Raw genomic sequence first — 21,706 nt, forward strand, 5'->3', positions numbered from 1 at the left:
TGATATGGATTTTTCTAAGCCTTGTATCAAAATCCAAGTTCACACCAAATATATCCCTGAACAATCAACCCCTGAGCAAAATCGCTATGTGTTTGCTTATCTCATCACGGTTAAAAACCTCAGCACTGACACCGTTCAATTAATTGGACGTCGCTGGCTAATCACTGATGCTAATGGCAAACAGATGAACGTAGAAGGCGATGGTGTTGTTGGGGAACAACCTTTTATTCCAGGTAACGACGAATACTCCTATAGCAGTGGTACCGCTATAGAAACGCCAGTAGGAGTCATGCAAGGTCACTACATCATGCATAATTCAGATGGGAAAGAGTTTCTCGCGGAAATAGATCCCTTCCGCTTAGCCGTTCCAAATGTATTAAATTAATGGAGTGATTATGTCGACCTATATCGTTGGTGACATTCAGGGTTGTTTAGACGAGCTAAAGCTCTTACTCAAACAAGCAAACTTCAAAGCAAAAAAAGACGAACTTTGGCTCGCTGGCGATTTAGTCGCTAGAGGTCCAAAATCATTAGAGACGCTGCGCTTCGTTCGCTCTCTGGGGTCATCTGCTAAGGTTATCTTAGGTAACCACGACCTTCATTTACTCGCCGTATCACTAGGAATTCATAAAGCGAAACCTAAGGACAAAACCCAGCCTATTTTAGATGCGCCAGATCGAGATGAACTACTCGACTGGGTTCGTCATCAACCTCTGATGCTGGAACATCAAGATTTTGTCATGTGTCACGCTGGAATTTCACCACAATGGGATTTAGTAACAGCTCGCAGTGCGGCACAAGAAGTGGAAGAAATACTACATCACGGCGACTGGCAGTGGCTTTTAAAAGAGATGTATTGCAATTTGCCTGATCAATGGTCCGATGAATTACAGGGGATTGATCGCTACCGATACATTATCAATGCTTTTACTCGCATGCGTTTTTGCTACACAGACGCTCGTTTAGACATGCAATGTAAACTACCGCCTAAAGAAGTACATAACCAAGAATTGATGCCTTGGTTTAAAGTACCGAACCGAGTCTCTTTCCCTAAAACAATTATCTTTGGTCACTGGGCTGCGTTAGAAGGCTACACTGGCACCGACCTTTATGGATTAGATACAGGATGTGTTTGGGGAGGAAAACTCACCATGTTGCGATGGGAAGATAAAAAGCTGTTTACTCAAAAAGCCCTTGAGAACGTATCTTAAACATAAAGCCAGTATTACACTGGCTTTAGTCTCTTAGCACTACCTGTTATTGACGCTCAAGAATCACAAACGACATATCATACTTATTTTTTTCGTCTGCTTGATAAGACTCTCTATGAGTTTCGCGCCAATTACCTCCCCAATCAGGAAAGTGGGTATCACCATCGATATCTGCATGAATTTCTGTTACATAAAGTTTATCAGCTTTCGCAAGGCAAGCCTGATAGATACTCCCACCACCGATGATCATGACTTCATCGGCATCCGCTGCTAATGTTAAAGCCTCATCGATTGAGCTAACGATACTCACTCCATCAATAGACAAGTTCGAGTCGCGGCTAATAACAATATTTTGGCGTCCAGGAAGTGGTCGACCAATCGACTCATACGTTTTACGCCCCATCACGACAGGTTTTCCCAGAGTACAACGTTTGAACCAAGCAAAATCGGCAGGCAAGTGCCATGGCATTTGGTTGTCTTTACCTATAACTCTGTCATTGGCCATTGCGGCAATCATACTAATTAACATCGGGATATTATCTCTTGATTCAATCTAGCCTGCTGACTAGACAATGGGTTTACGGCGATAGAATAACAGCCCAGGCACAGCAAGACCAACAGCTAACCCTGCGATAATAAACATCGCTTTTAAGAAGTTTTCCATCAACGTTTGGAGAAGCAACAATGAAAACCCATCATGGTTAATCTGTACCATAGCAATCATTGCTTTATAAGCGAAAACGCCCGGTACCATTGGAATGATCCCCGCTACAGTAAAGACCTTAGGATGGGCTAAAAACTTCTTAGACCAATACACACCAATAAAGCTCACTATCGAAGCAGCAAAAAATGTCGCCCATTCAATGGGAATGCCAAAGTGCATCATTAAATAGCGCGAGCCGTGGCCAACAGCCCCCAATATGGCACAAAATCGTAACGCATGAACTGGGACATTAAATACCAATGCAAAACCGACCGCAGGAATTGATGCAAAAAACATATCATTTAACAGGCCTAACATCAGTTCAATCATATAATTACCATCCCCATACACCCGTCACTCGCATTGCTGCGATAATGCCAAGACAAATCGATAACGTCAGTAGACTGGCAAACGTGAACCGCGCAATGCCCATATTCACATAGCCTTTTAACATATCTGCGACCGCGTTTATTAATGGGAAACCAGGAACCAACATCAATACAGAGGAAGCCATAACTAGGGTTGGTGTATTACCAATATGGTAATTAATCGCTTGAGTTGAGACTAAAGAAGTTACAAATGCAGTCGCAGAAAACGTGAGTAAAGGATTAAAGTGACGTGCGGCCATCTCTTGTCTCGCCATCATTCCTATCGCTGAAGCTAGAAAAGTCATACCAAATACAGACCAATCACCTCCCGCTAAACGACTGAATGAGGCACAAGACAATCCAATCATAATAACGACCAGCCAGCGGTTATAGCGCTGAGGACTCACCGTATCGAGTTTATGTTGCGCCATTGTGTGATCAAGTAAACCTCGTTCCATCATGATACAAATACGCTGTACTTGAGTCACAACACGCATGTTTAGGCCTTTATCAGTGCAGCGCCTTGCGGTCGTAATACAGTGCCCTTTATACACAGTGGTTACGACGAGTGAGCTAGCAGAGAGCGAGACTTCAACTTCACTTATTCCACAGGCAAATCCCATCCGTCGCATAATATCACCGACCAGAGTACTCTCTGCTCCATGGGCAAGTAGCATCTTTCCGGCATGAGCAATCAGCCGAGAAACTGCTCTTTGTCTAGAGGCCATTGAATCCTTTCCTATTTAATCATCTCATTCATATTAAAGCCGATGATATATCAATCGGTAAACAGCAACGATGGTTTAATCTAACAATTGAGATCGCAAAATATAAAAAAGCCGCTGTCATTAACTGACAGCGGCTTCGACTTAATTAGACGAGTAAAGATTATTCACGAACATAGATGACGTGACCATCATCTTCTTCGTCATCCCAATCTTCATCATCCCAATCATCTTCAGTGATAACATTATCACCAGCCATTGCATCTTTATGGTAGTCATCCCACATAAAGTCAACAGACTCTTCAGCAGTCACTTCTTGTTCAACTTCACGAGGAAGTTCATCCATGAAGTTCGCTAACTTCATACACAGCTCTTTCGTGCCTTGACGATTGATTGCAGAGATCTTGTAGTAATCTTCTTCCCAACCTAAAGCATCGATGATGTTTTGAATGATCTCATCCGCTTCTTCTTCAGGTAGAAGATCTACTTTATTGAACACTAACCAACGTGGTTTAGTTGCCAGCTTATCACTATATTGTTCAAGCTCATCAATGATCGTTAATGCATTTTGCACAGGATCACTTTGATCCACAGGCATAATGTCGATCATATGTAGCAGTACACGACAGCGCTCAAGGTGTTTCAAGAAACGAATACCAAGACCTGCACCATCTGCCGCCCCTTCGATCAAACCAGGGATATCAGCGACCACAAAGCTACGCTCTGGCACTACACTTACCACTCCCAAACTAGGGATCAAAGTGGTAAATGGATAATCAGCGACTTTTGGTTTTGCCGCTGAAACCGAACGGATAAAAGTAGATTTACCTGCGTTAGGTAAACCAAGCATACCCACATCAGCTAACAGCAATAGTTCTAAACGAAGTTCACGAACTTCCCCTTTAGTCCCCATGGTTTTCTGACGAGGTGCACGGTTAACTGACGATTTAAAACGAGTGTTACCTAAACCGTGCCAGCCACCTTTAGCAACCATCACACGTTTACCATGCTCTGCGACTTCACCCACAATCTCATTAGTGTGGATATCAACCGCGCGCGTACCAACCGGTACACGTAAAACTTTGTCTTTGCCGCGTTTACCAGTACAGTTACCGCCACGACCATTTTCACCGCGCTCTGCGTCATAGAAGCGCTGAAAACGATAATCGATAAGGGTGTTAAGGTTTTCATCGCCTTCGATATAAATATCGCCGCCATCACCGCCGTCGCCACCATCAGGGCCACCTTTGGCAACGAATTTTTCACGCCAGAAGCTAACAACACCGTTGCCGCCATCACCAGCTTGAACCTTCACTACCGCTTCATCAACGAATTTCATTTTTTACTCCGCATCATTTGCGTTGCAATATCATCTACTGAGAATGCTATTAATTTTAGCAGAAGCCGACGACTCAGGACATATCGCTTACTACTATGGAACAAATAACAAGCTACTCTCAGATGAGTACCTTGGTATGGGCTCTAATTTTATAAGCCGCAAATAAATAAAAAACCCCACCTAACGGCAGGGCTTTTGGATTCATTAGAAACTAAAATTATTCAGCTTCGATGCTAACGAATTTACGGTTTTTAGGACCTTTAACTTCAAATTTCACTTTACCTTCAGATAGAGCGAAAAGAGTGTGGTCTTTACCGATACCAACGTTATTACCAGCGTGGAACTTAGTACCACGTTGACGAACAATGATGTTACCTGCTAGAACAGATTCACCACCGAAACGTTTAACACCAAGGCGTTTACTTTCAGAATCGCGGCCGTTACGAGTAGAACCACCAGCTTTTTTGTGTGCCATTGTTAGACTCTCCTAATAACTTAAGCGTTGATACCAGTGATTTTCACTTCCGTGAACCACTGACGGTGACCTTGCTGTTTGCGAGAGTGCTTACGACGACGGAACTTAACGATTTTAACTTTATCGCCACGACCGTGTTGTACAACTTCTGCTACAACTTTACCGCCCTCTACTAGAGGAGCACCAACTTTAACATCTTCACCGTTAGCAACAAGAAGAACTTTATCGAACTCTACAGTTGCGCCAGTTTCAACGTCTAATTTTTCTAAACGAAGAGTTTGACCTTCGCTTACACGGTGTTGTTTACCACCAGATTGGAAAACAGCGTACATATTTTACTCCGCTTTTTCCGCACAGCCGTATGCTTACATAATGTGCATTTTGGGTGTGCGCTAAACTAATCATCAATAGGGCGCAGATTCTACTCGAAGGACGCCCTTAAGACAAGCCATAATTTAAAAAAATTGGCGAAAACCTAATCGCCAAAGAAAAGTGGCGAGATCATGCCCTTCAACCATGTATTTATCAACGTTTTTTAGTGTATTATTCAACAATTATCGAAGAACTAAACGCCATAAAGGCTCTAACTTCAGCCGGATTTACGATGGATTTTAAAGCTATCCAAGCGCTTACTGCCAATGATATGGCAAAAGTGAATGAAACAATTCAAGCGCAATTAAACTCAGATGTATCACTGATTAACCAACTTGGTTTTTATATCGTCAGTAGCGGAGGTAAACGTCTACGTCCTCTACTTGCCGTTCTTTCTGCACGCGCTTTAGACTATCAAGGGACAAAACATACACTCGCAGCCGCCTTTATTGAATTTATTCATACGGCGACATTATTGCACGATGATGTGGTCGATGAATCAGATATGCGCCGCGGCAAAGAAACAGCGAACGCAGCATTTGGTAACGCAGCTAGCGTGCTAGTTGGCGATTATATTTACACTCGTTCATTCCAAATGATGACTCAACTTGGTTCCATGCCAATTTTGACTGTCATGAGCGACGCGGTAAACGTGATTGCGGAAGGTGAAGTTCAACAACTGATGAACTGTAACGATCCTGACACTACCGAAGAAAGCTACATGCAGGTTATCTATTCAAAAACAGCTCGCCTGTTTGAAGCGGCAACTCAAATTGGTGCTTTACTTGTAGAAGCGCCTAAAGAAATAGAGTTGGCTATGCAGAACTACGGCCGCTATTTGGGTACCGCCTTTCAACTTATCGATGATGTGATGGATTACACATCAGACGGAAAAGAGATGGGTAAGAACGTTGGAGATGATCTCGCAGAGGGAAAACCGACACTGCCACTGCTTCATGCAATGCGTAATGGAACACCTGAACAAGCGGCAATGATCCGTGAAGCGATCGAAAAAGCCAACGGCATGGATCGTCTTGAGGAAATATTATCTGCAATGGATCAAGCAGGATCATTAGACTACACCACGAATAAAGCAAAAGAAGAAGCAGATAAAGCAATTGCTGAACTCAGCGCAATTCCCGACAGCGAATATAAAGAAGCATTGATTACCCTTGCTCACATGTCTGTGAATCGCACGAAATAGAACCGAGTATTGATTTCTAGGTTCTACGGAATAAAAAAGCCGACTCAACGTCGGCTTTCGTTTTTCTGTGTACTCAGAATACTCTGAAAAAGTCAGAATTATTTGGCAAAATCTACGCCAGTTTGAATATCTTTATTCAATGTCGGCAGCATATCCGCCAACTCTTTTTGCTCATAAGCACTCAGTTTGCCGTATGGAAGCACTTCCTCTACGCCATTTTGGCCAAGTTTAACGGGCTGAGCGAAGAACGGTGCGTGTTCACTACCACCATCGACATAAGCGTATTCAATAACCTCTTCACTACCTTGTAGAGCTTTGACAAGTGCTAATCCAAAGCGACATGCAGCTTGACCCATCGACAGTGTCGCAGAACCACCACCCGCTTTCGCTTCAACAACTTCTGTACCCGCATTTTGAATTCGATAAGTGAGCGATTTTGCTTCTTCTTCACTAAAACTTACCCCTTCTACTTGGGAAAGTAATGGCAAAATAGTAACTCCTGAGTGACCACCAATCACAGGAACGCGAATGTTGCTAGGGTCTTTACCTTTCAATTCAGCAACAAACGTTTCGGCACGAATCACATCAAGAGTCGTCACACCAAACAGTTTACGTTTATCGTACACACCTGCTTTTTTCATCTCTTCGGCAAAAATAGGAACCGTTGTGTTAACCGGGTTAGTAATCACACCCACACAAGCTGTTGGGCAGGTCGCAGCGACTTTCTCTGCTATCGACTTAACGATACCAGCATTAACATTAAAAAGATCAGCACGATCCATCCCTGGTTTACGAGCAACACCAGCGGAAATCAATACAACGTCCGCGCCCTCTAGAGCAGGAGTAGGATCTTCACCTGCATAACCTTTGATTGATACAGGGGTTGGAATGTGGCTCAAATCTGCAGCCACACCGGGAGTCACCGGAGCAATATCGTAAAGAGCAAGATCGGTTCCTGCTGGTAGACGATTCTTGAGCAACAATGCAAGGGCTTGACCGATGCCACCAGCGGCACCAATAACAGCGACTTTCATTCTAAGTTCTCCTAGAGACTTCAGGTCTCTTATATATGTGTTTGGTAGGGTATGGTGAGTTCACTCATCGCAAGTATAGTAATCACATTTTGATTACATAAATTTAACTTTTGCTTTTTGAGAGATCGCTCAACACATAACTAGCCATCACACGATAATCGGGGGCGCTATTATGAAAATTTCTCTCGAAACCTCAAGAGGACCTCTAATAAATATAGTAGTTTTTGTGTCTTTAAGTGACCTTTATGACATTTTTATGGGATAATTTGGCGAAACCTGCATATCTATGCGAAAATATGCAGCAAATCCATCATAGAATCCTAATAAAGAGAAAAATGCGCAATACAGACAAACAAGATAACCTCGTTCGTGCTTTTAAAGCTCTACTCAAAGAAGAAAGATTTGGGTCACAGGGTGATATCGTTGATGCACTGAAAAGCGAAGGATTCGAGAACATTAACCAGTCCAAAGTCTCACGGATGCTGACGAAATTTGGCGCAGTACGTACGCGTAACGCCAAGATGGAAATGGTTTACTGCCTACCGGCAGAACTCGGCGTCCCAACGGTATCGAGCTCGCTACGAGAACTCGTATTAGATATTGATCACAACCCTGCACTTGTTGTTATTCACACAGGTCCAGGTGCAGCACAGCTAATTGCTCGCTTGCTTGATTCCCTAGGTAAATCTGAAGGTATCCTTGGCGTTGTTGCTGGTGACGATACTATTTTTATTACCCCTACAGCAGCAGTTCCTACAGAGCAACTCTTTGCTTCTGTCTGTGAACTGTTTGAATATGCAGGCTAATTACCGATAACTAAGTAACCTCAAAATGCGGGTTCAGGATTCGTTGCTGAAACTCTGAACGGTATAACAGAGGAGACTTGAGTATATTGCCTCATAGTGATGATTAAGCCACTGCTTGATTACATGATCTTCCTCGGTCATCCATTTTAGGATGATCGAGTTATTCCTCGCAAAACAATCCAATATACCCAAATGACCTCAAGATGCAGGATTCAGAGCTTCATCAACGAGCCTAGGTCAAGCTCAATCACTGCAGGAATGGTATTCCCTTTCAACGTGATTGAGCGCAGAAATAGGTTTGTTGATGAGCTCTCAAAGGGCGAGTTGTATTCGCTCCTAGGCTGTGTGACTGATTCTCAACGTAGAATGACTATGTCTTCAAATCAGTGCCTTGCCTAAGAGCGAATACATTCTCGCTGAAACAGCATCTTGAGGTTACTTGGGTATAACTATTTAACGATCGATATTTTGATCATTTTTTCACTGTTTTTTTGTTATTATTCCGCCACTTTTTAAAGCGTATTCAGGGACGGTACGTAAATTCCATTAGCATTGTTCTTTGCTAATAGATAGCGCTCTCGTTCTTTACAGAACATTAATGAAGGAAAGGAATTCATGGCATTTCGTAAGTTACTTCATCTTGCTGTACTAGCCTCAGCCATTACAACTATTACTCCCGCTAGCGCACGAGAGTTTATTACCATCGGTACAGGATCTGTCACTGGCGTCTATTACCCAGCTGGCGGAGCTATTTGTAAACTGGTGAACCAAGAGCGTAAAACACACCAAATTCGCTGCTCTGTTGAGTCGACTAACGGTTCAGTTTACAACGTGAATAGCATTCGTTCTGGGGATTTAGATTTAGGTATTGTTCAATCCGATTGGCAATACCATGCCTACCATGGAAGCAGNGAATTTAAACAGCAAGGTCCGTACAAAAAACTGCGCGCGATCTTTTCCCTTCATACAGAACCTTTCAATATTATCGCTCGGGCTGATTCGCATATTAAAAATATCAAAGATCTTGCTGGTAAACGTATTGATATTGGTAATGTCGGTTCTGGCGATCAAGCAACAATGCAAGTCGTAATGAAAGAATTTGGCTGGACTAATCACAGCTTCAAATATGTGTCTGAACTTAAAGGTTCTGAGCGCTCCCAAGCTCTGTGTGACAATAAGATTGATGCGTTTATCTATATGGTTGGTCATCCTAATGGCTCCATTAAAGAAGCCACTACATCGTGCGATGCTAAACTGATCCCAGCAACGGGTTCACAAATAGACGAAATAGTAAGTTCACATCCCTACTACACATACACTGATGTACCAGCAGGAATGTACCGTGGCACCGATCAAGACATAAAAAGTTTTGGTGTAGCAGCGACACTAGTCGCAAGCAGTGATCTCCCCGATGACGTTGCTTATAACATCGCTAAAGCGGTATTTGAAAACTTTGACACGTTTAAACACCTACACCCTGCTTTTGCTAATTTGAAAAAAGAAGACATGGTAAAAAATGGCTTATCAGTTCCACTGCATCCCGGAGCGCTAAAATATTATAAAGAAATAGGCCTTATCAAATAATTGCAACTCTCAAGATGAGGATTCAGAGCTTCATTATCGCAATTCATCGGTGATACCTATTTCACTAATCGTTAGGAACAGCTCGCGTTAGTGATAATCATTCTTAATAATATACCTAAGGTAGATTGAGCTTGAGGTATCACCATGAAAAAGACATTGAGTTTCGCCACTATCCACTTTACGGTTGCGTTTACCGTTGCCTATATTCTTACTGGCGATATTATCCTAGGCAGCTTAATTGCAATGCTAGAGCCTTTAATTAATACCGGTGCATTTTATCTGCATGACCAGGCTTGGCAAAAATTCCCATCGCTTAAGAAATGGCACAACCAAACGTCTATAAAAACAATCAGTTTTGCCGTTGTCCACTTCAGCGTCGCTTTTTCTGTCTCTTACTTACTATCAGGAAGTTGGTTAGTGGGGGGAATAATGGCAACGATAGAACCGAGCATTAATACCGTTATTTTTTATCTACACGAGAAACTATGGCAACGCCAAACTCAATGGCGTTGCCCAATACATGGTATGTGAAGCTCAGAAGAGCGCTTGCGATAAGGAGTGGTGCAAACCAATCCACTGAGAGTCCGACTGCCCATCAAGATCGACTTCCACTTGATACATATCCTCTTGTTGAGGATCCTGAGGATTAAATGCTTTTGGAGCTTCTACTTGAAAAAGTACACAGGCCTCATGAGAACGCACATCCAAAGGGACTTGATAAGTCATACCATCAAATTTCACGGAGGCGGAAACTAGCTCAGGATGTAAATTCGTAAAGTAAACATGAACAAGTAATTCACAGCCGCCACTGTAGTGCCAAACTTGCTCCGTTGTGACATTATCAAGACGAGTATTAGTGATAAATTGCAGATAGGGAGCGCGCCATATTCCGATACGAGTATCATAATGCTTAATAGGCTCTGAACGAGCGAAATCCGTAATATCTTCCTCAAAAAGAAGGGATTCTTCTTCCTCTAAAAAGAGAATTTCAATCCGATTTCCCCCTTTATCCAGATACGGTTTAACATCTTTACGGTAGATCGCCTGTGTACCATCACAGTCAAAAACAGCAATACCATTGACTCGCACCTCTGCATGGAAATCAATTCCCTCAAGCACCAAATCAATGGCTTGAGCACGCATCATCTCTTCATCCATTTCTACATCATGCATAAGATGCCACTCTTGAGCCGCAATCTCTTGTTCAGTAATGGAATCCGGTAGTACCTTACTCAACGGTGCAGGGAAGGTAATATCGTCTTGAGGAATAGAGAGATCAGTAAGAGGAGAAAGTTGCCACAGACCGGCTAACGAAAGCTGCATAAACAAATAGTAATTTTATTGTAATGAATTTGTTTCTTTATACCCAAGCAGATATAAAAATACCAGCACAAAGGCTGGTACTTTTAGAAAAGAGTGAGGCGGAGTCTATTCTTCGTCGTCGTCATCTTCTTCGTCATAAAGCGCATCTTCACCTTCATAGAAGGTACCCCATCCGTCATAGATGATGTCATACTTTTCAGCGAGGTTAACTAGCTTTTCCACTTGTTCATCAATGGCTTCAGGGTTTAATACTGATTGCATTGTCGCGTCAAAACATAGCAATTTATTGCCATCTTCATCTTCAGTTTCTTCTGCTTCTAATACTTCAAAACCCATTTTAAAAGCATCAACAGCTGCTTTTTCTAGCGTTTCAAACTGTTCAGCAAACAAGTGGTGTTCAATTTCATAGAGCGCTTCTGGATCACTGCCATCTTCAAGTAAGGCCTCTATAATATCGCGAGTCTCTTCCTTTTGAATCTCGATCAATTCTTCCACAGATAGATAATCATCTTCATGAGACATAGTGTGCTCCAGACAGTAAAAATAGGATCAATTTTTGTGGGTCGAAATATGGCATGGATCGCGTTGAATTACCACTACAAAACGAGCATTAGCCGATCTTTCATTTCTATAAATAAAAAAGCTGCGTTGATAACGCAGCTTGTACTACAACACGTTAGATTATTCAGTACCACCAACCGTCAAAGCATCAAGTTTCAACGTTGGCTGACCAACACCTACAGGTACGCTTTGTCCTGCTTTACCACAAACACCAACACCACGGTCGATACCAAGGTCATTACCCACCATAGACACTTGTTGCATCGCTTCAATGCCAGAACCGATAAGAGTGGCACCTTTAATTGGAGTAGTAATCTTACCGTTTTCAATAAGATAGGCTTCAGATGCAGAGAAGACGAATTTACCAGAAGTAATATCCACCTGACCGCCGCCAAAGTTCGGTGCGTAAACCCCCTTCTTGACAGTAGAAATGATCTCTTCCGGAGTATGTTCACCTGGTAACATATATGTGTTGGTCATACGCGGCATTGGAAGATGTGCATAAGATTCTCGGCGACCATTGCCCGTAGGGTTCACACCCATAAGACGCGCATTTAACTTATCTTGCATGTACCCTTTCAGTTCGCCTTTTTCAATCAATACATTGTATTGACCAGCAACACCTTCATCATCAACATTTAATGAACCACGCAAATCTTTCAATGTACCGTCATCAACAATAGTACAAAGATCTGATGTGACTTTCTGACCGATCTTGCCAGAGAATACCGATGAACCTTTCCGGTTAAAGTCCCCTTCTAAACCATGCCCCACAGCTTCATGAAGTAGAACGCCAGGCCAACCAGAGCCAAGTACTACCGGCATTGTTCCCGCTGGCGCTGCAACGGCTTCCAAATTCACAAGCGCTTGACGAATTGCTTCATCTGCATAAGAGAAGGCAATTTTTTGTCCTTCAATCTCATTTAAAAAGTAATCGTAATCAAAACGACCACCACCACCTGAACTACCACGCTCACGGCGATCGCCTTTTTGTGCGATAACACTAATAGATAAACGAACCAGTGGACGAATATCTCCTGCATAAGTGCCATCAGTCGCCGCAACAAGCATCTGCTCATGAACACCACTTAAACTCACAGACACTTCTTGGACAAGAGGTTCTTTAGTACGGATGTATGCATCAAGCTGCTTCAATAACTCTGTTTTTTGTTGTTTTTCCCAACAATCTAGAGGGTTCACATCAGCGTAGTAAGCTTGGCTATCATTCAAACGTTTGAATGCATGAACCTGTCCGCTTTGACCACTTTGAGCAATACCTCGTGCTGCATTTGCGCTCTGCTTTAATCCCGCTAACTCAATTTGATCTGAGTAGGCAAAACCCGTTTTTTCTCCGGTGATGGCACGCACACCCACACCGCGATCAATATTAAAAGAACCGTCTTTAATAATGCTATCTTCTAATACTAAAGACTCATGCCAACTGGACTGAAAATAGATGTCAGCGTAATCAATTTGACGAGTAGCAATGCTCGACAAGGTATCCGCAATATCTTGCTCTGTCAGCCCTGCGGGTGTAAGTAGTGCTTCTTCAATGCGGTTAATACTCATATCTAGCTCTTTGTTGATTGAAATTGATTGGAAAATCGAGCGTGCTCGATAATAGGCATCGCCTGACGAACCTCAGCCGATGCACTTCTGTCTATATCGACGATCAAACTACCTGCTTGCTGCTCTAATGAAGCAACAATTTCGCCCCAAGGGTTAACGACCATGGAATGCCCCCAGGTTTCTCTTCCACAAGGATGTTTTCCTCCTTGAGCAGCGGCAACAACCCAGCATTGATTTTCTATGGCTCTTGCTCTAAGTAGAACCTCCCAATGAGCCTGACCCGTCACCGCCGTAAACGCAGCCGGAACAATAAAAATCTCAGCGCCCCGCTGTCTTAATTCGGAGTAAAGATGAGGAAAACGAATATCGTAACAAATGGATAAACCTAATGCACCGAATGGCGTCTGTGTTAATGATATTTGGCTTCCTGCTTGAAACGTCTCTGATTCTCGGTATCGATGCTGGCTATCTGCAACATCGACATCAAACATATGCAGCTTATCATAATACGCCTGACATTGACCTTGAGAATCCAACAAAATAGAAGTGGAAGTCACGCCATCATCACGTTTTATAGGCATACTCCCTATTAACAACCATACCCCATAATGGCGGGCAATTTCAGCTAAACGAAGCTGAATAGGGCCACGACCGAGAGGTTCAGCATAAGCATGATAATCCGTGCGTTGACTAAATAATAAGGCGTTCTCAGGGGTCACTATCCACTGTGCCCCATGTTTTACTAATCGAGCAATTTGTTTTTCAATAAAGGTGACATTGTCTGCGACATTAGGGCCCGATGTCATTTGGATAACACCGACTCTTTCCATATTCCCTCCTTGTCATTCAATGACTTTTTTTAGCTCCTTGGGCAAGGTGTACTCTCCTTTACTACGTGAAATTTCTTTCACCGTTGGTGAGTCCATAGGACCTTTGATCTCGTAGTTCACTTCAGTAAACACTTCTACCACAGGAGAAATGACCGTTGTGATAGCCAAGACATAAAGTGCGGTTTGCGGTGCAACAGCAAAAGCACTTAATACCGGGATACCAGATGTCATATCTGGGACAAAATGGACTTGAGCATCGACAGTACGATTATTGAGATCAGCCATTCCTTTTAGAGATAAATCTCCCGCAACAGCATCCATTTCAATATCGTTAGTCAGGAAGACACCTTGAGAAATTCGACCGCTACCGGTAATCGAGTTAAATGCCATCCCATCATCAAATACGTCGCTAAAATCCAACTTCATTCGTCTTATTAAAGAGTCTAAGCTAAATATACCTAATAAGTTTGCAGCCCCACTCACATCAGAGATAACCCCTTTGCCAAGCTTAGTGCTAACGTCCCCTTGTAAGGTATTGATACGCATAGACCAAGGAGCACCATCCCACTCTGTATTGGTTTTCAATTCAAAGGGAGCTTTTTGAATCCCAGAACTGATACCAAATCTATCCATCAGATCACTATTATTCTCACCTTTCATTTCCAATGACAGACGTGTATGGCTGGTATCTTTACCTAATTTCCAATCAATATCAGCATGTACTTCATTTGTACCGCTATTGATATCAATACTTTTCCAATGCAATAAATCGCCTTGGCGGATAAAGTCCATATTCAACTGACCGACTTTATAACCTTGGAACCAAAAGTCATTGATCGCTAAAGTTAAGTTTGGCATCAATTCGTGAAACTCGCGATCAAAATTAGTAATAAGGGGATCTGCCTTTTTTACTTCATCCACTATCAATGGTTTTTTGGGATCGCGATCATCTAAAGCTGGAACATAAAGATGTAAACGATCGAGAGACACGGTGAGCTCATTTGACATTAAGTAGGTCGCTTTCCCACTTGCCTCCTGACTATTTAAAGACATGGACCAACCAGCATTCTTCTCTTTTGCTGAAAAATCCACGTCATGCCAATCTAAGCTACCTAAAGTAAGTTCCTTCACCTGCAAATCGACCTGTTGCGGTTCAGGAATTTTAATATCACTCGTGGCGGATGTAGCGGTTGAGCTCTGCTTTTGATCGTCACTCGCTAAAAACTCAATCCACTTATCTAAATTAAATTTATCCGTATTGATTGTGGCTTGATGGCCCACAATAGGATTGATTTTGAATTTACCTTTACCCAGAACTAAATTCGTTGCTTCAAGAACAGGGGTAGGTTTCGTGATATCAATATTCGCTTGATACTTTGCTTGCGGCAGTTCAACGCGTGCCGCTATCTTTTCTTGATTGCCCGAAGCTTCAAGACGAGCCACTTCTGGAATACGCTCAGCTTTCGACAAAGGATAAGGATACTGGCTAACCACATCTGTTAATCCGGCGCGTAAATCCACCTGATACGTAAACCCAACATCATTCAGTTGTAAATGCACTCCCATTTGCCATGGTGCATGCCCATTGAGAGGATCGATCCACTTCTTGCCAACATAAGGAGAAAGGGGCTTCACATCCCAATCGCCGACAGTATCAATTTGCACACCATAACCTTTGGTATTGCTTTCACCTTTAAAATCAAGAGAGACAGGCTGATTTAAGAGTTGCCCAGTGATACCTGCTGCGCTAACCACGTCATTATCAAAATGGATACGTCCAGACACGTCCTTCATATGAATGGGAGGAGCATCAATATCAACCGTACTTTTGGTCAAATCGGCCCAACCCCATGCTCGAGGCTGTTTTTTGGTCGTAAATGGAATATCTAAACGAAAGTGAGATTTAACCTGCCCATTAATCTTAACTTCAGTTAGAGCAGCACCAACAGAATCAACCAAAGGCGTCGCCGTCATATAGTTACGAACAGCATTCCCTTCCGCTGTTGTTTGGGCTTCTAGCTCTATATGACCATTTTCTACCAAAGCCGGGATCTGACCGGTAATCCGTTGAGCAGTCACATCCATCATTTTGGCTGAATGTGAGTCCAAATACATGGCGTCATTTTCAAACAGCATATTCAACTGCAGATCAGTCAAAGGTGGCCAGGCCGTATCAAAACTAAAACGACCATCTTTAAGGCCAACCCAAGCCTGGAAAATACCGTTATGCTTGTGATAAGGAAAATCTCCTAACCTTCCATACCATAAAAGCTTCGCTGTATTGACTTTACCAGCTTGAATGGCAGTTGATAGATAGTCCGTTAGCTCTTGACCTAATGCCAAACGAGGCAAGTAGCGCCATGTTTCGCCAGCTTTGTACAAGTCAGTTTCTACATAAAAAGAGAGCAAAGGACTTTGCTGATTTGGCATATCAAGACGAAACTGTCCGACAGCACTCATATCAGGCGTGGCGACCGCAACCTTATTACTCCACAAAGACCAACCATCTGCTTGATTTTGCCAAGTAAGATTAACGTTGCCGTGATTAATCTGTAATGGCGCTTGGAACACATCACCGTATGGTAGAACATCATCAGCTAATGATGCTTTGATATTCGCCTTCTTGATTGAACCACTAATGGTGGCTTGTAAGTGGTGAACTTCAGGCAATAAATCCCATTGAGCTATAGCACCATCGGCTAAACGAGCTGAGTAACGAAGCGATTCCCAACTATCACCACGTGAAACTCTTAAGTCTTCAATAGTGCCATTCGGTTTCAGTTTTTTAATGAGATCTTGAGCCTGAGTTGAATCAGAAAACAATCGGGTCAAAGGTAAAACCGCGCCGATATCTAGTTGTGATAAATTGAGCCGCCATGAATGAGTCTTCCAATCCAACGCCACATCTAAATCAGGCCATAATTGATCATCTGTCCTAATTTTTAGTGAGTGCCCACTTACTTTCCAACCATCATGAGTCGGGGATAAATTCACAATCCCAGATTCAATAAACAACTCGTGATTGGCAGTATCATCTTGCCAAGTCAGCTCCGAAGGTTGTAACTCTAGGTAACCATCTACCGGTTGGTTATGTTTTAATGTTACCCAAGCATTGAAATTCACCACACCGTTTTTGATGCCCGTTTTATCTTTGGCATACTTCGTAAGCCATGGGCGAACTTCCACTCGTTTGGCATCAGCATAAAACTGCCCTGAAACATCACGTAATGAACCGTGATCCTCAAATTGAGCCGCAATAGAGAGTGAATTAATGTTGGCCTCAGCGATGCTTACCACACCTTCAGCGAAGTGATGCTTTCCTTGATTCTTCCAACGAAGTTTATCGATATCTAATTGACGTGTTTCACCAGATACTGTTCGATACTTCACCGTAGAATCACGTAACGAAAAATTATCTAACTGTCGAAGAAACAGGCTATCAATACGATTAAGGATACGCTGCTGAGTCTTGGTTTTATCTTGCGGAGCAGTCTCTTCCTCATCTGATTTCTTCATATTCACCCAATCCACTGAACTCACATCCAGTTTCAATTTATGAATAGTCAGATCAGCAATGACAGGTTTTTGCTCCCAAAGAGACTCCATCAAGTCAAATTCTATATCTAGTTGACCCGAGGAAAAATGGATGTCGCTACCATCAGGAAAATCAGCAGTGACTCCCTGCAGCGCAATGGAAGGGTGCGTGTTTCGCCAGAAACCCCGCACATCTTGAATATCAAATTGGATGTTGGTCTGTTGACTAACCCATTGCTCAATTTCACCTTGAAAATGGTTCATATTAGGCAGCAGCACTCGCAGAGAAGTGACTGCTACCGCAAGCAATACGATTAAGCTAACCAGTAGCCAAAGTACTAACCGCCCTAAAAGGGTTAATCTCGAGATCACTCAATGTCCTATTACATCATGACAACATCAAACTGCTCTTGAATATAAAGAGGTTCAGCCTGAATACGTACTTCTTTTCCAATAAACACTTCTAACTCTGCCAGTGAATGTGATTCGTCACCTTGTAAAGTATCTGCCACTGAAGGAGATGCATAGACAACAAACTTATCCGCATCATAAGCACGATTAACACGTGTGATTTCACGTAAAATTTCAAAACAAACGGTTTCGACCGTTTTTACCGTACCGCGCCCTTCACAAGTAGGACAAGTAGAACACAATACATGTTCAATACTTTCTCTCGTGCGCTTACGTGTCATTTCAACTAGGCCTAAGTGAGTAAAACCATTGATGTTGGTTTTCACTCGATCTTGACTCAAAGCGGCATCTAACGAAGTTAGTACTCGCTTACGATGTTCATCAGATAACATATCAATAAAATCGATAATGATGATACCACCTAAATTACGTAAACGAAGTTGACGAGCGATAGCTTGGGTCGCTTCAACGTTAGTATTAAAAATCGTTTCTTCTAAATTTCGTCGCCCAACAAAAGCCCCGGTATTAATATCGATCGTCGTCATGGCTTCAGTTTGATCAATAATCAGATAGCCACCAGATTTAAGTTCGACTTTTCGTTCTAAAGCTCGTTGGATTTCATTTTCGGTGTCGTACATATCAAAGATAGGTTTGTCACCTTCATAAAGCTCCAACTTACTCGTCAGTTCAGGAACAAACTCTGAAGTAAACTCTTTCAGGTTTTCGAACTCTTGACGAGAGTCGACCAATATTTTGGTGATATCTGTCGCAACGAAATCTCGCAGTAACCGTTGCGCTAATCCGGGTTCACCGTATAACGTTGAGCGCGTCTTATATTTGCGGCGGCGCTCCATTACTTTTGACCAAAGCCGTTTCAAAAAGGCGGCGTCTTGGGCTAACTCTTTTTCGTTCGCCGCTTCAGCAGCAGTACGGATAATAAATCCGCCATGCTCATCACAATAATGTTCGACGACTGATTTTAAACGATCACGCTCCGTTTCACTCTCAATACGCTGCGAAACGCCCACATGACTTGCGCCAGGCATATACACAAGATAACGTGAAGGAAGGGTGATATCCGTCGTTAAACGTGCACCTTTCGTTCCCAGAGGATCTTTCACAACTTGGACGACGATGTCTTGTCCTTGACGCACTAATTCAGAAATGTCGCGCACCTGAAATTGTTGTTTTTCATTTTCTGACACACATTCTGTGTGCGGTACGATGTCAGAAGCATGAAGAAAGGCTGCTTTTTCTAAGCCAATGTCGACGAAAGCCGCTTGCATACCTGGCAAAACTCGGCTTACTTTTCCTTTATAAATATTGCCAACGATACCACGCTTAGCTTCGCGCTCGACATGGATTTCTTGAAGGACTCCGCCTTCAATCATCGCCACCCGCGTTTCACTAGGTGTCACGTTTAAAAGCAATTCTGCACACATGGATAAACCTCAATAAATTAATTTTTTACCAAACCATGTTCATAACAGAGCAAGAGAAGGCAATACGATTTGGTGAATGAAAATTACGTCATATCATAATGATTTAATTACATTATTGACGTGAAACAAGGCCTTTTAATTATACCCATATGATGTGTAAATATTCGGTTCAATATTGCATCAACACATTCGAGTAAAATAAAGAGCAGCAAGAAGTACTACTCGTTATTTTATTTAAGTATAACAATACCTTAAGACTGGATAAATGTTTGGATTAATTGATCAGTTTCGTAAAGAGGCAATCCGACAACCGCGTAATAGCTTCCTTCTATTCGCGTCACAAAACGCCCACCAATACCTTGTATACCATAGCTACCGGCTTTATCTTGCGGCTCTTGGGTTAACCAATAATCTTCAATTTCTTTGTCGGTCAGTGACTTAAACCACACATCGGTGACAACGACGATTGAACGATGCTGCTGTTTATTTGCAACAGTTACTGCGGTCATCACCTGATGAATACCGCCAGATAGGGAGCGTAACATTCGCTGAGCATCAGAGAAATCACTTGGTTTTTCTAATACTTGTTCTCCCAGCACGACAATCGTATCAGAACCAATGACCAATGAATCAGGAGCCGATAAAGCGACACCAGCCAGCGCTTTATCATAAGAGAGACGTTGCACGTAATCTCGGGCGGACTCCGTTTCATGTTTGGCTTCTTCGACATCAGTCACAATGACATCAAAGTTATAGCCTAATTGAGTCAATAACTCACGACGTCTGGGAGATCCAGACGCCAATACTAGTTTATGCCTATTCATTTTAAATGCCAGTGACGTCTCACTTTTCGTAACAATAAAAACATCCATGGCCACAGAACACAGCTGATCACCCCACTCCACAAAGACATAGGATTAAAGGCCACATCTTGAATGAGATACTCACCAAGGAAGATAAGTACTTCAAGCACCATGACCAAAAATCCGATCACAACCGCTTGTTGCCAAAGTGCCATATTACGTAAAACCAAGAAGTTCATCGCTACGATATACACGACGATAGAAAACATCATTCCGCGAATGCCAAGCGTCGACCCAACTAAGAGATCCCACAATAAACCCAGCACTAATGCTGTTCCGACATTCACTCGGTGTGGCATGGCTAACACCCAGTAACAGATAACGAGGAATAACCAAGCAGGGCGAATTAAATCTAACGACCCAGGCCATGGAATGGTTTGAAATATCAGTGCACACAAAAAAGAAAGCCAAATAACTAGGCGCCCTTTCCAGTCGTTAGTTAGAGTCACTCTTATCCTCTTTTTCCATCTGCTTAATATCAGCATGTAATGCTTTGTGCTGACTATCTTCGTTTGGCCAAATCAACAATAGGTAACGTAACCGATCAAAATCGACGACAGGTTTCGCTTTAATTGATGCAAACTCGCGGCGCGTGTCTTTATCCACATTAGTGATATATGCGACAGGATACCCTTCTGGGTAAACGCCACCTAATCCCGATGTCACCAACATATCCCCTTCCCGTAAATCGGTACTTGTAGGAATATGTTCCAGTTGGATTTCATCACTTTGACCATTACCAGAAGCGATCACCCGGATATCATTACGAATGTTTTGAACGGGAATAGCGTTATTAGGATCAACCAATAGCAATACACGGCTATTGTGAGCGGCAACGAACGTCACTTGACCAACAATCCCTTTTTCATTGATAACAGGCTGACCTTCATACACACCATCAATACTGCCTTTATCAATCACGACTTGATGCCGATAGTGAGACGTATCTACCGCCATCACTTCTGTGACCATTTTCTTTTCGTCTCGTACGAAAGACGATCCCAGCAACTTACGCAGACGTTTGTTTTCTTCTTTATATTGATCAAGAAGAATCAGATCACTTTTCAGTGTTAACACTTCACGTTTTAATTTGCTATTGGACTCTAATAGGTGTTCATGAGTACTAATACGTTCGTAAAAGTCATCAAACATAGTTCGAGGAAGATCGGCAGCAAATTGAATAGGCGCAACAAGGCTATTCAATAAAAAACGGACGTGAGAAAAAGTATCTAAACGGCTATCAGCCAGCATAAGGCTGGCTGATATAATCACAGCGAAGAACAGACGTAGCTGCAGAGATGGTCCTTGACCAAATATAGGCTTCATCTTAATAATCCTAGAATTAAACGCTG

22 protein-coding genes are annotated in these 21,706 nt (G+C 42.6%); 6 read left to right on the forward strand and 16 right to left on the reverse strand.

Features of this window, described 5'->3' with window-relative positions:
- The first annotated feature begins 4 nt into the window (after positions 1 to 4).
- Both apaG and apaH read left to right on the forward strand, forming a co-directional pair.
- The gene (apaG, locus tag F9817_RS05780; protein ID WP_161153999.1) at positions 5 to 385 is read left to right on the forward strand and encodes a Co2+/Mg2+ efflux protein ApaG; all 381 of its coding nucleotides are present in this window, start codon (positions 5 to 7) and stop codon (positions 383 to 385) included.
- A gap of 10 nt (positions 386 to 395) precedes the next feature.
- On the forward strand, positions 396 to 1,211 hold the full coding sequence (gene apaH, locus F9817_RS05785; protein ID WP_161154000.1) for a bis(5'-nucleosyl)-tetraphosphatase (symmetrical) ApaH: 816 nt from the start codon (positions 396 to 398) through the stop codon (positions 1,209 to 1,211).
- A 46-nt stretch (positions 1,212 to 1,257) separates the two neighbouring features.
- On the opposite strand, the gene folA is transcribed toward apaH, so the two are convergent.
- The 6 genes from folA to rplU all read right to left on the reverse strand — a co-directional run bounded on the left by folA (position 1,258) and on the right by rplU (position 5,153).
- Positions 1,258 to 1,740 carry a type 3 dihydrofolate reductase gene (folA, locus tag F9817_RS05790; protein WP_161154001.1) on the reverse strand — a complete coding sequence of 161 codons (483 nt, stop codon included), beginning with the start codon at positions 1,738 to 1,740 and terminating at the stop codon, positions 1,258 to 1,260.
- Between the two features lie 36 nt (positions 1,741 to 1,776).
- Positions 1,777 to 2,244 (reverse strand): threonine/serine exporter family protein, encoded by a 468-nt coding sequence (locus tag F9817_RS05795; RefSeq protein ID WP_161154002.1) that lies wholly within the window; start codon positions 2,242 to 2,244, stop codon positions 1,777 to 1,779.
- Between the two features lie 4 nt (positions 2,245 to 2,248).
- Positions 2,249 to 3,010, reverse strand: a complete 762-nt coding sequence (locus tag F9817_RS05800; RefSeq protein ID WP_161154003.1) for a threonine/serine exporter family protein — start codon at positions 3,008 to 3,010, stop codon at positions 2,249 to 2,251.
- A gap of 160 nt (positions 3,011 to 3,170) precedes the next feature.
- Positions 3,171 to 4,346, reverse strand: a complete 1,176-nt coding sequence (gene cgtA, locus F9817_RS05805) for an Obg family GTPase CgtA (RefSeq protein WP_161154004.1) — start codon at positions 4,344 to 4,346, stop codon at positions 3,171 to 3,173.
- Positions 4,347 to 4,563: 217 nt separating this feature from the next.
- Positions 4,564 to 4,821, reverse strand: a complete 258-nt coding sequence (rpmA, locus tag F9817_RS05810; RefSeq protein ID WP_161154005.1) for a 50S ribosomal protein L27 — start codon at positions 4,819 to 4,821, stop codon at positions 4,564 to 4,566.
- 20 nt (positions 4,822 to 4,841) lie between these two features.
- Complete coding sequence (rplU, locus tag F9817_RS05815; RefSeq protein WP_008072988.1) at positions 4,842 to 5,153, reverse strand: 50S ribosomal protein L21; 312 nt, start codon at positions 5,151 to 5,153, stop codon at positions 4,842 to 4,844.
- A gap of 272 nt (positions 5,154 to 5,425) precedes the next feature.
- Between rplU and ispB the strand changes: the two genes are divergently transcribed.
- Positions 5,426 to 6,397 (forward strand): octaprenyl diphosphate synthase, encoded by a 972-nt coding sequence (gene ispB, locus F9817_RS05820; RefSeq protein WP_161154006.1) that lies wholly within the window; start codon positions 5,426 to 5,428, stop codon positions 6,395 to 6,397.
- Between the two features lie 98 nt (positions 6,398 to 6,495).
- On the opposite strand, the gene mdh is transcribed toward ispB, so the two are convergent.
- Positions 6,496 to 7,431 carry a malate dehydrogenase gene (gene mdh, locus F9817_RS05825; RefSeq protein WP_161154007.1) on the reverse strand — a complete coding sequence of 312 codons (936 nt, stop codon included), beginning with the start codon at positions 7,429 to 7,431 and terminating at the stop codon, positions 6,496 to 6,498.
- 335 nt (positions 7,432 to 7,766) lie between these two features.
- Between mdh and argR the strand changes: the two genes are divergently transcribed.
- The 3 genes from argR (at position 7,767) to F9817_RS05840 (ending at position 10,352) form a co-directional block, all read left to right on the forward strand.
- Positions 7,767 to 8,237 carry a transcriptional regulator ArgR gene (argR, locus tag F9817_RS05830; RefSeq protein ID WP_161154008.1) on the forward strand — a complete coding sequence of 157 codons (471 nt, stop codon included), beginning with the start codon at positions 7,767 to 7,769 and terminating at the stop codon, positions 8,235 to 8,237.
- Between the two features lie 615 nt (positions 8,238 to 8,852).
- On the forward strand, positions 8,853 to 9,821 hold the full coding sequence (locus tag F9817_RS05835) for a TAXI family TRAP transporter solute-binding subunit (RefSeq protein ID WP_161154009.1): 969 nt from the start codon (positions 8,853 to 8,855) through the stop codon (positions 9,819 to 9,821).
- Between the two features lie 144 nt (positions 9,822 to 9,965).
- On the forward strand, positions 9,966 to 10,352 hold the full coding sequence (locus tag F9817_RS05840) for a DUF2061 domain-containing protein (RefSeq protein ID WP_161154010.1): 387 nt from the start codon (positions 9,966 to 9,968) through the stop codon (positions 10,350 to 10,352).
- 3 nt (positions 10,353 to 10,355) lie between these two features.
- On the opposite strand, the gene F9817_RS05845 is transcribed toward F9817_RS05840, so the two are convergent.
- The 9 genes from F9817_RS05845 to mreC form a co-directional block, all read right to left on the reverse strand.
- Positions 10,356 to 11,144, reverse strand: coding sequence for a glycosyl hydrolase 2 galactose-binding domain-containing protein (locus F9817_RS05845; protein WP_161154011.1), 789 nt, complete (start codon positions 11,142 to 11,144; stop codon positions 10,356 to 10,358).
- 105 nt (positions 11,145 to 11,249) lie between these two features.
- Positions 11,250 to 11,666, reverse strand: coding sequence for a ribonuclease E inhibitor RraB (gene rraB / locus F9817_RS05850; RefSeq protein WP_161154012.1), 417 nt, complete (start codon positions 11,664 to 11,666; stop codon positions 11,250 to 11,252).
- Between the two features lie 159 nt (positions 11,667 to 11,825).
- On the reverse strand, positions 11,826 to 13,274 hold the full coding sequence (gene tldD / locus F9817_RS05855; protein WP_161154013.1) for a metalloprotease TldD: 1,449 nt from the start codon (positions 13,272 to 13,274) through the stop codon (positions 11,826 to 11,828).
- Positions 13,275 to 13,276: 2 nt separating this feature from the next.
- Positions 13,277 to 14,104: a carbon-nitrogen hydrolase family protein gene (locus F9817_RS05860; protein ID WP_161154014.1), complete on the reverse strand. Its 828-nt coding sequence runs from the start codon at positions 14,102 to 14,104 to the stop codon at positions 13,277 to 13,279.
- 12 nt (positions 14,105 to 14,116) lie between these two features.
- Positions 14,117 to 18,010, reverse strand: coding sequence for a YhdP family protein (locus F9817_RS05865; protein WP_161154015.1), 3,894 nt, complete (start codon positions 18,008 to 18,010; stop codon positions 14,117 to 14,119).
- Positions 18,011 to 18,021: 11 nt separating this feature from the next.
- Positions 18,022 to 19,491, reverse strand: a complete 1,470-nt coding sequence (gene rng / locus F9817_RS05870; protein WP_161154016.1) for a ribonuclease G — start codon at positions 19,489 to 19,491, stop codon at positions 18,022 to 18,024.
- Positions 19,492 to 19,742: 251 nt separating this feature from the next.
- The gene (locus tag F9817_RS05875) at positions 19,743 to 20,315 is read right to left on the reverse strand and encodes a Maf family protein (protein WP_161154017.1); all 573 of its coding nucleotides are present in this window, start codon (positions 20,313 to 20,315) and stop codon (positions 19,743 to 19,745) included.
- The gene (mreD, locus tag F9817_RS05880; protein ID WP_329604823.1) at positions 20,312 to 20,803 is read right to left on the reverse strand and encodes a rod shape-determining protein MreD; all 492 of its coding nucleotides are present in this window, start codon (positions 20,801 to 20,803) and stop codon (positions 20,312 to 20,314) included. Before mreD ends, F9817_RS05875 begins: the two co-directional genes overlap by 4 nt.
- Positions 20,790 to 21,680: a rod shape-determining protein MreC gene (mreC, locus tag F9817_RS05885; protein ID WP_161154019.1), complete on the reverse strand. Its 891-nt coding sequence runs from the start codon at positions 21,678 to 21,680 to the stop codon at positions 20,790 to 20,792. The genes mreD and mreC overlap by 14 nt, the downstream gene beginning before the upstream one ends.
- Between the last annotated feature and the right edge of the window lie 26 nt (positions 21,681 to 21,706).

Origin of the sequence: Vibrio eleionomae, from assembly GCF_009874545.1 — a bacterium.
Lineage (GTDB): Bacteria > Pseudomonadota > Gammaproteobacteria > Enterobacterales > Vibrionaceae > Vibrio > Vibrio nitrifigilis.

Excerpts from the sequence above, each read along its gene's own strand:
- apaG (WP_161153999.1), top strand. The coding sequence starts at position 5 with ATGGATTTTTCTAAGCCTTGTATCAAAATCCAAGTTCACACCAAATAT.
- apaH (WP_161154000.1), top strand. The coding sequence starts at position 396 with ATGTCGACCTATATCGTTGGTGACATTCAGGGTTGTTTAGACGAGCTA.
- folA (WP_161154001.1), bottom strand. The coding sequence starts at position 1,740 with ATGTTAATTAGTATGATTGCCGCAATGGCCAATGACAGAGTTATAGGT.
- F9817_RS05795 (WP_161154002.1), bottom strand. The coding sequence starts at position 2,244 with ATGATTGAACTGATGTTAGGCCTGTTAAATGATATGTTTTTTGCATCA.
- F9817_RS05800 (WP_161154003.1), bottom strand. The coding sequence starts at position 3,010 with ATGGCCTCTAGACAAAGAGCAGTTTCTCGGCTGATTGCTCATGCCGGA.
- cgtA (WP_161154004.1), bottom strand. The coding sequence starts at position 4,346 with ATGAAATTCGTTGATGAAGCGGTAGTGAAGGTTCAAGCTGGTGATGGC.
- rpmA (WP_161154005.1), bottom strand. The coding sequence starts at position 4,821 with ATGGCACACAAAAAAGCTGGTGGTTCTACTCGTAACGGCCGCGATTCT.
- rplU (WP_008072988.1), bottom strand. The coding sequence starts at position 5,153 with ATGTACGCTGTTTTCCAATCTGGTGGTAAACAACACCGTGTAAGCGAA.
- ispB (WP_161154006.1), top strand. The coding sequence starts at position 5,426 with ATGGATTTTAAAGCTATCCAAGCGCTTACTGCCAATGATATGGCAAAA.
- mdh (WP_161154007.1), bottom strand. The coding sequence starts at position 7,431 with ATGAAAGTCGCTGTTATTGGTGCCGCTGGTGGCATCGGTCAAGCCCTT.
- argR (WP_161154008.1), top strand. The coding sequence starts at position 7,767 with ATGCGCAATACAGACAAACAAGATAACCTCGTTCGTGCTTTTAAAGCT.
- F9817_RS05840 (WP_161154010.1), top strand. The coding sequence starts at position 9,966 with ATGAAAAAGACATTGAGTTTCGCCACTATCCACTTTACGGTTGCGTTT.
- F9817_RS05845 (WP_161154011.1), bottom strand. The coding sequence starts at position 11,144 with ATGCAGCTTTCGTTAGCCGGTCTGTGGCAACTTTCTCCTCTTACTGAT.
- rraB (WP_161154012.1), bottom strand. The coding sequence starts at position 11,666 with ATGTCTCATGAAGATGATTATCTATCTGTGGAAGAATTGATCGAGATT.
- tldD (WP_161154013.1), bottom strand. The coding sequence starts at position 13,274 with ATGAGTATTAACCGCATTGAAGAAGCACTACTTACACCCGCAGGGCTG.
- F9817_RS05860 (WP_161154014.1), bottom strand. The coding sequence starts at position 14,104 with ATGGAAAGAGTCGGTGTTATCCAAATGACATCGGGCCCTAATGTCGCA.
- rng (WP_161154016.1), bottom strand. The coding sequence starts at position 19,491 with ATGTGTGCAGAATTGCTTTTAAACGTGACACCTAGTGAAACGCGGGTG.
- F9817_RS05875 (WP_161154017.1), bottom strand. The coding sequence starts at position 20,315 with ATGAATAGGCATAAACTAGTATTGGCGTCTGGATCTCCCAGACGTCGT.
- mreC (WP_161154019.1), bottom strand. The coding sequence starts at position 21,680 with ATGAAGCCTATATTTGGTCAAGGACCATCTCTGCAGCTACGTCTGTTC.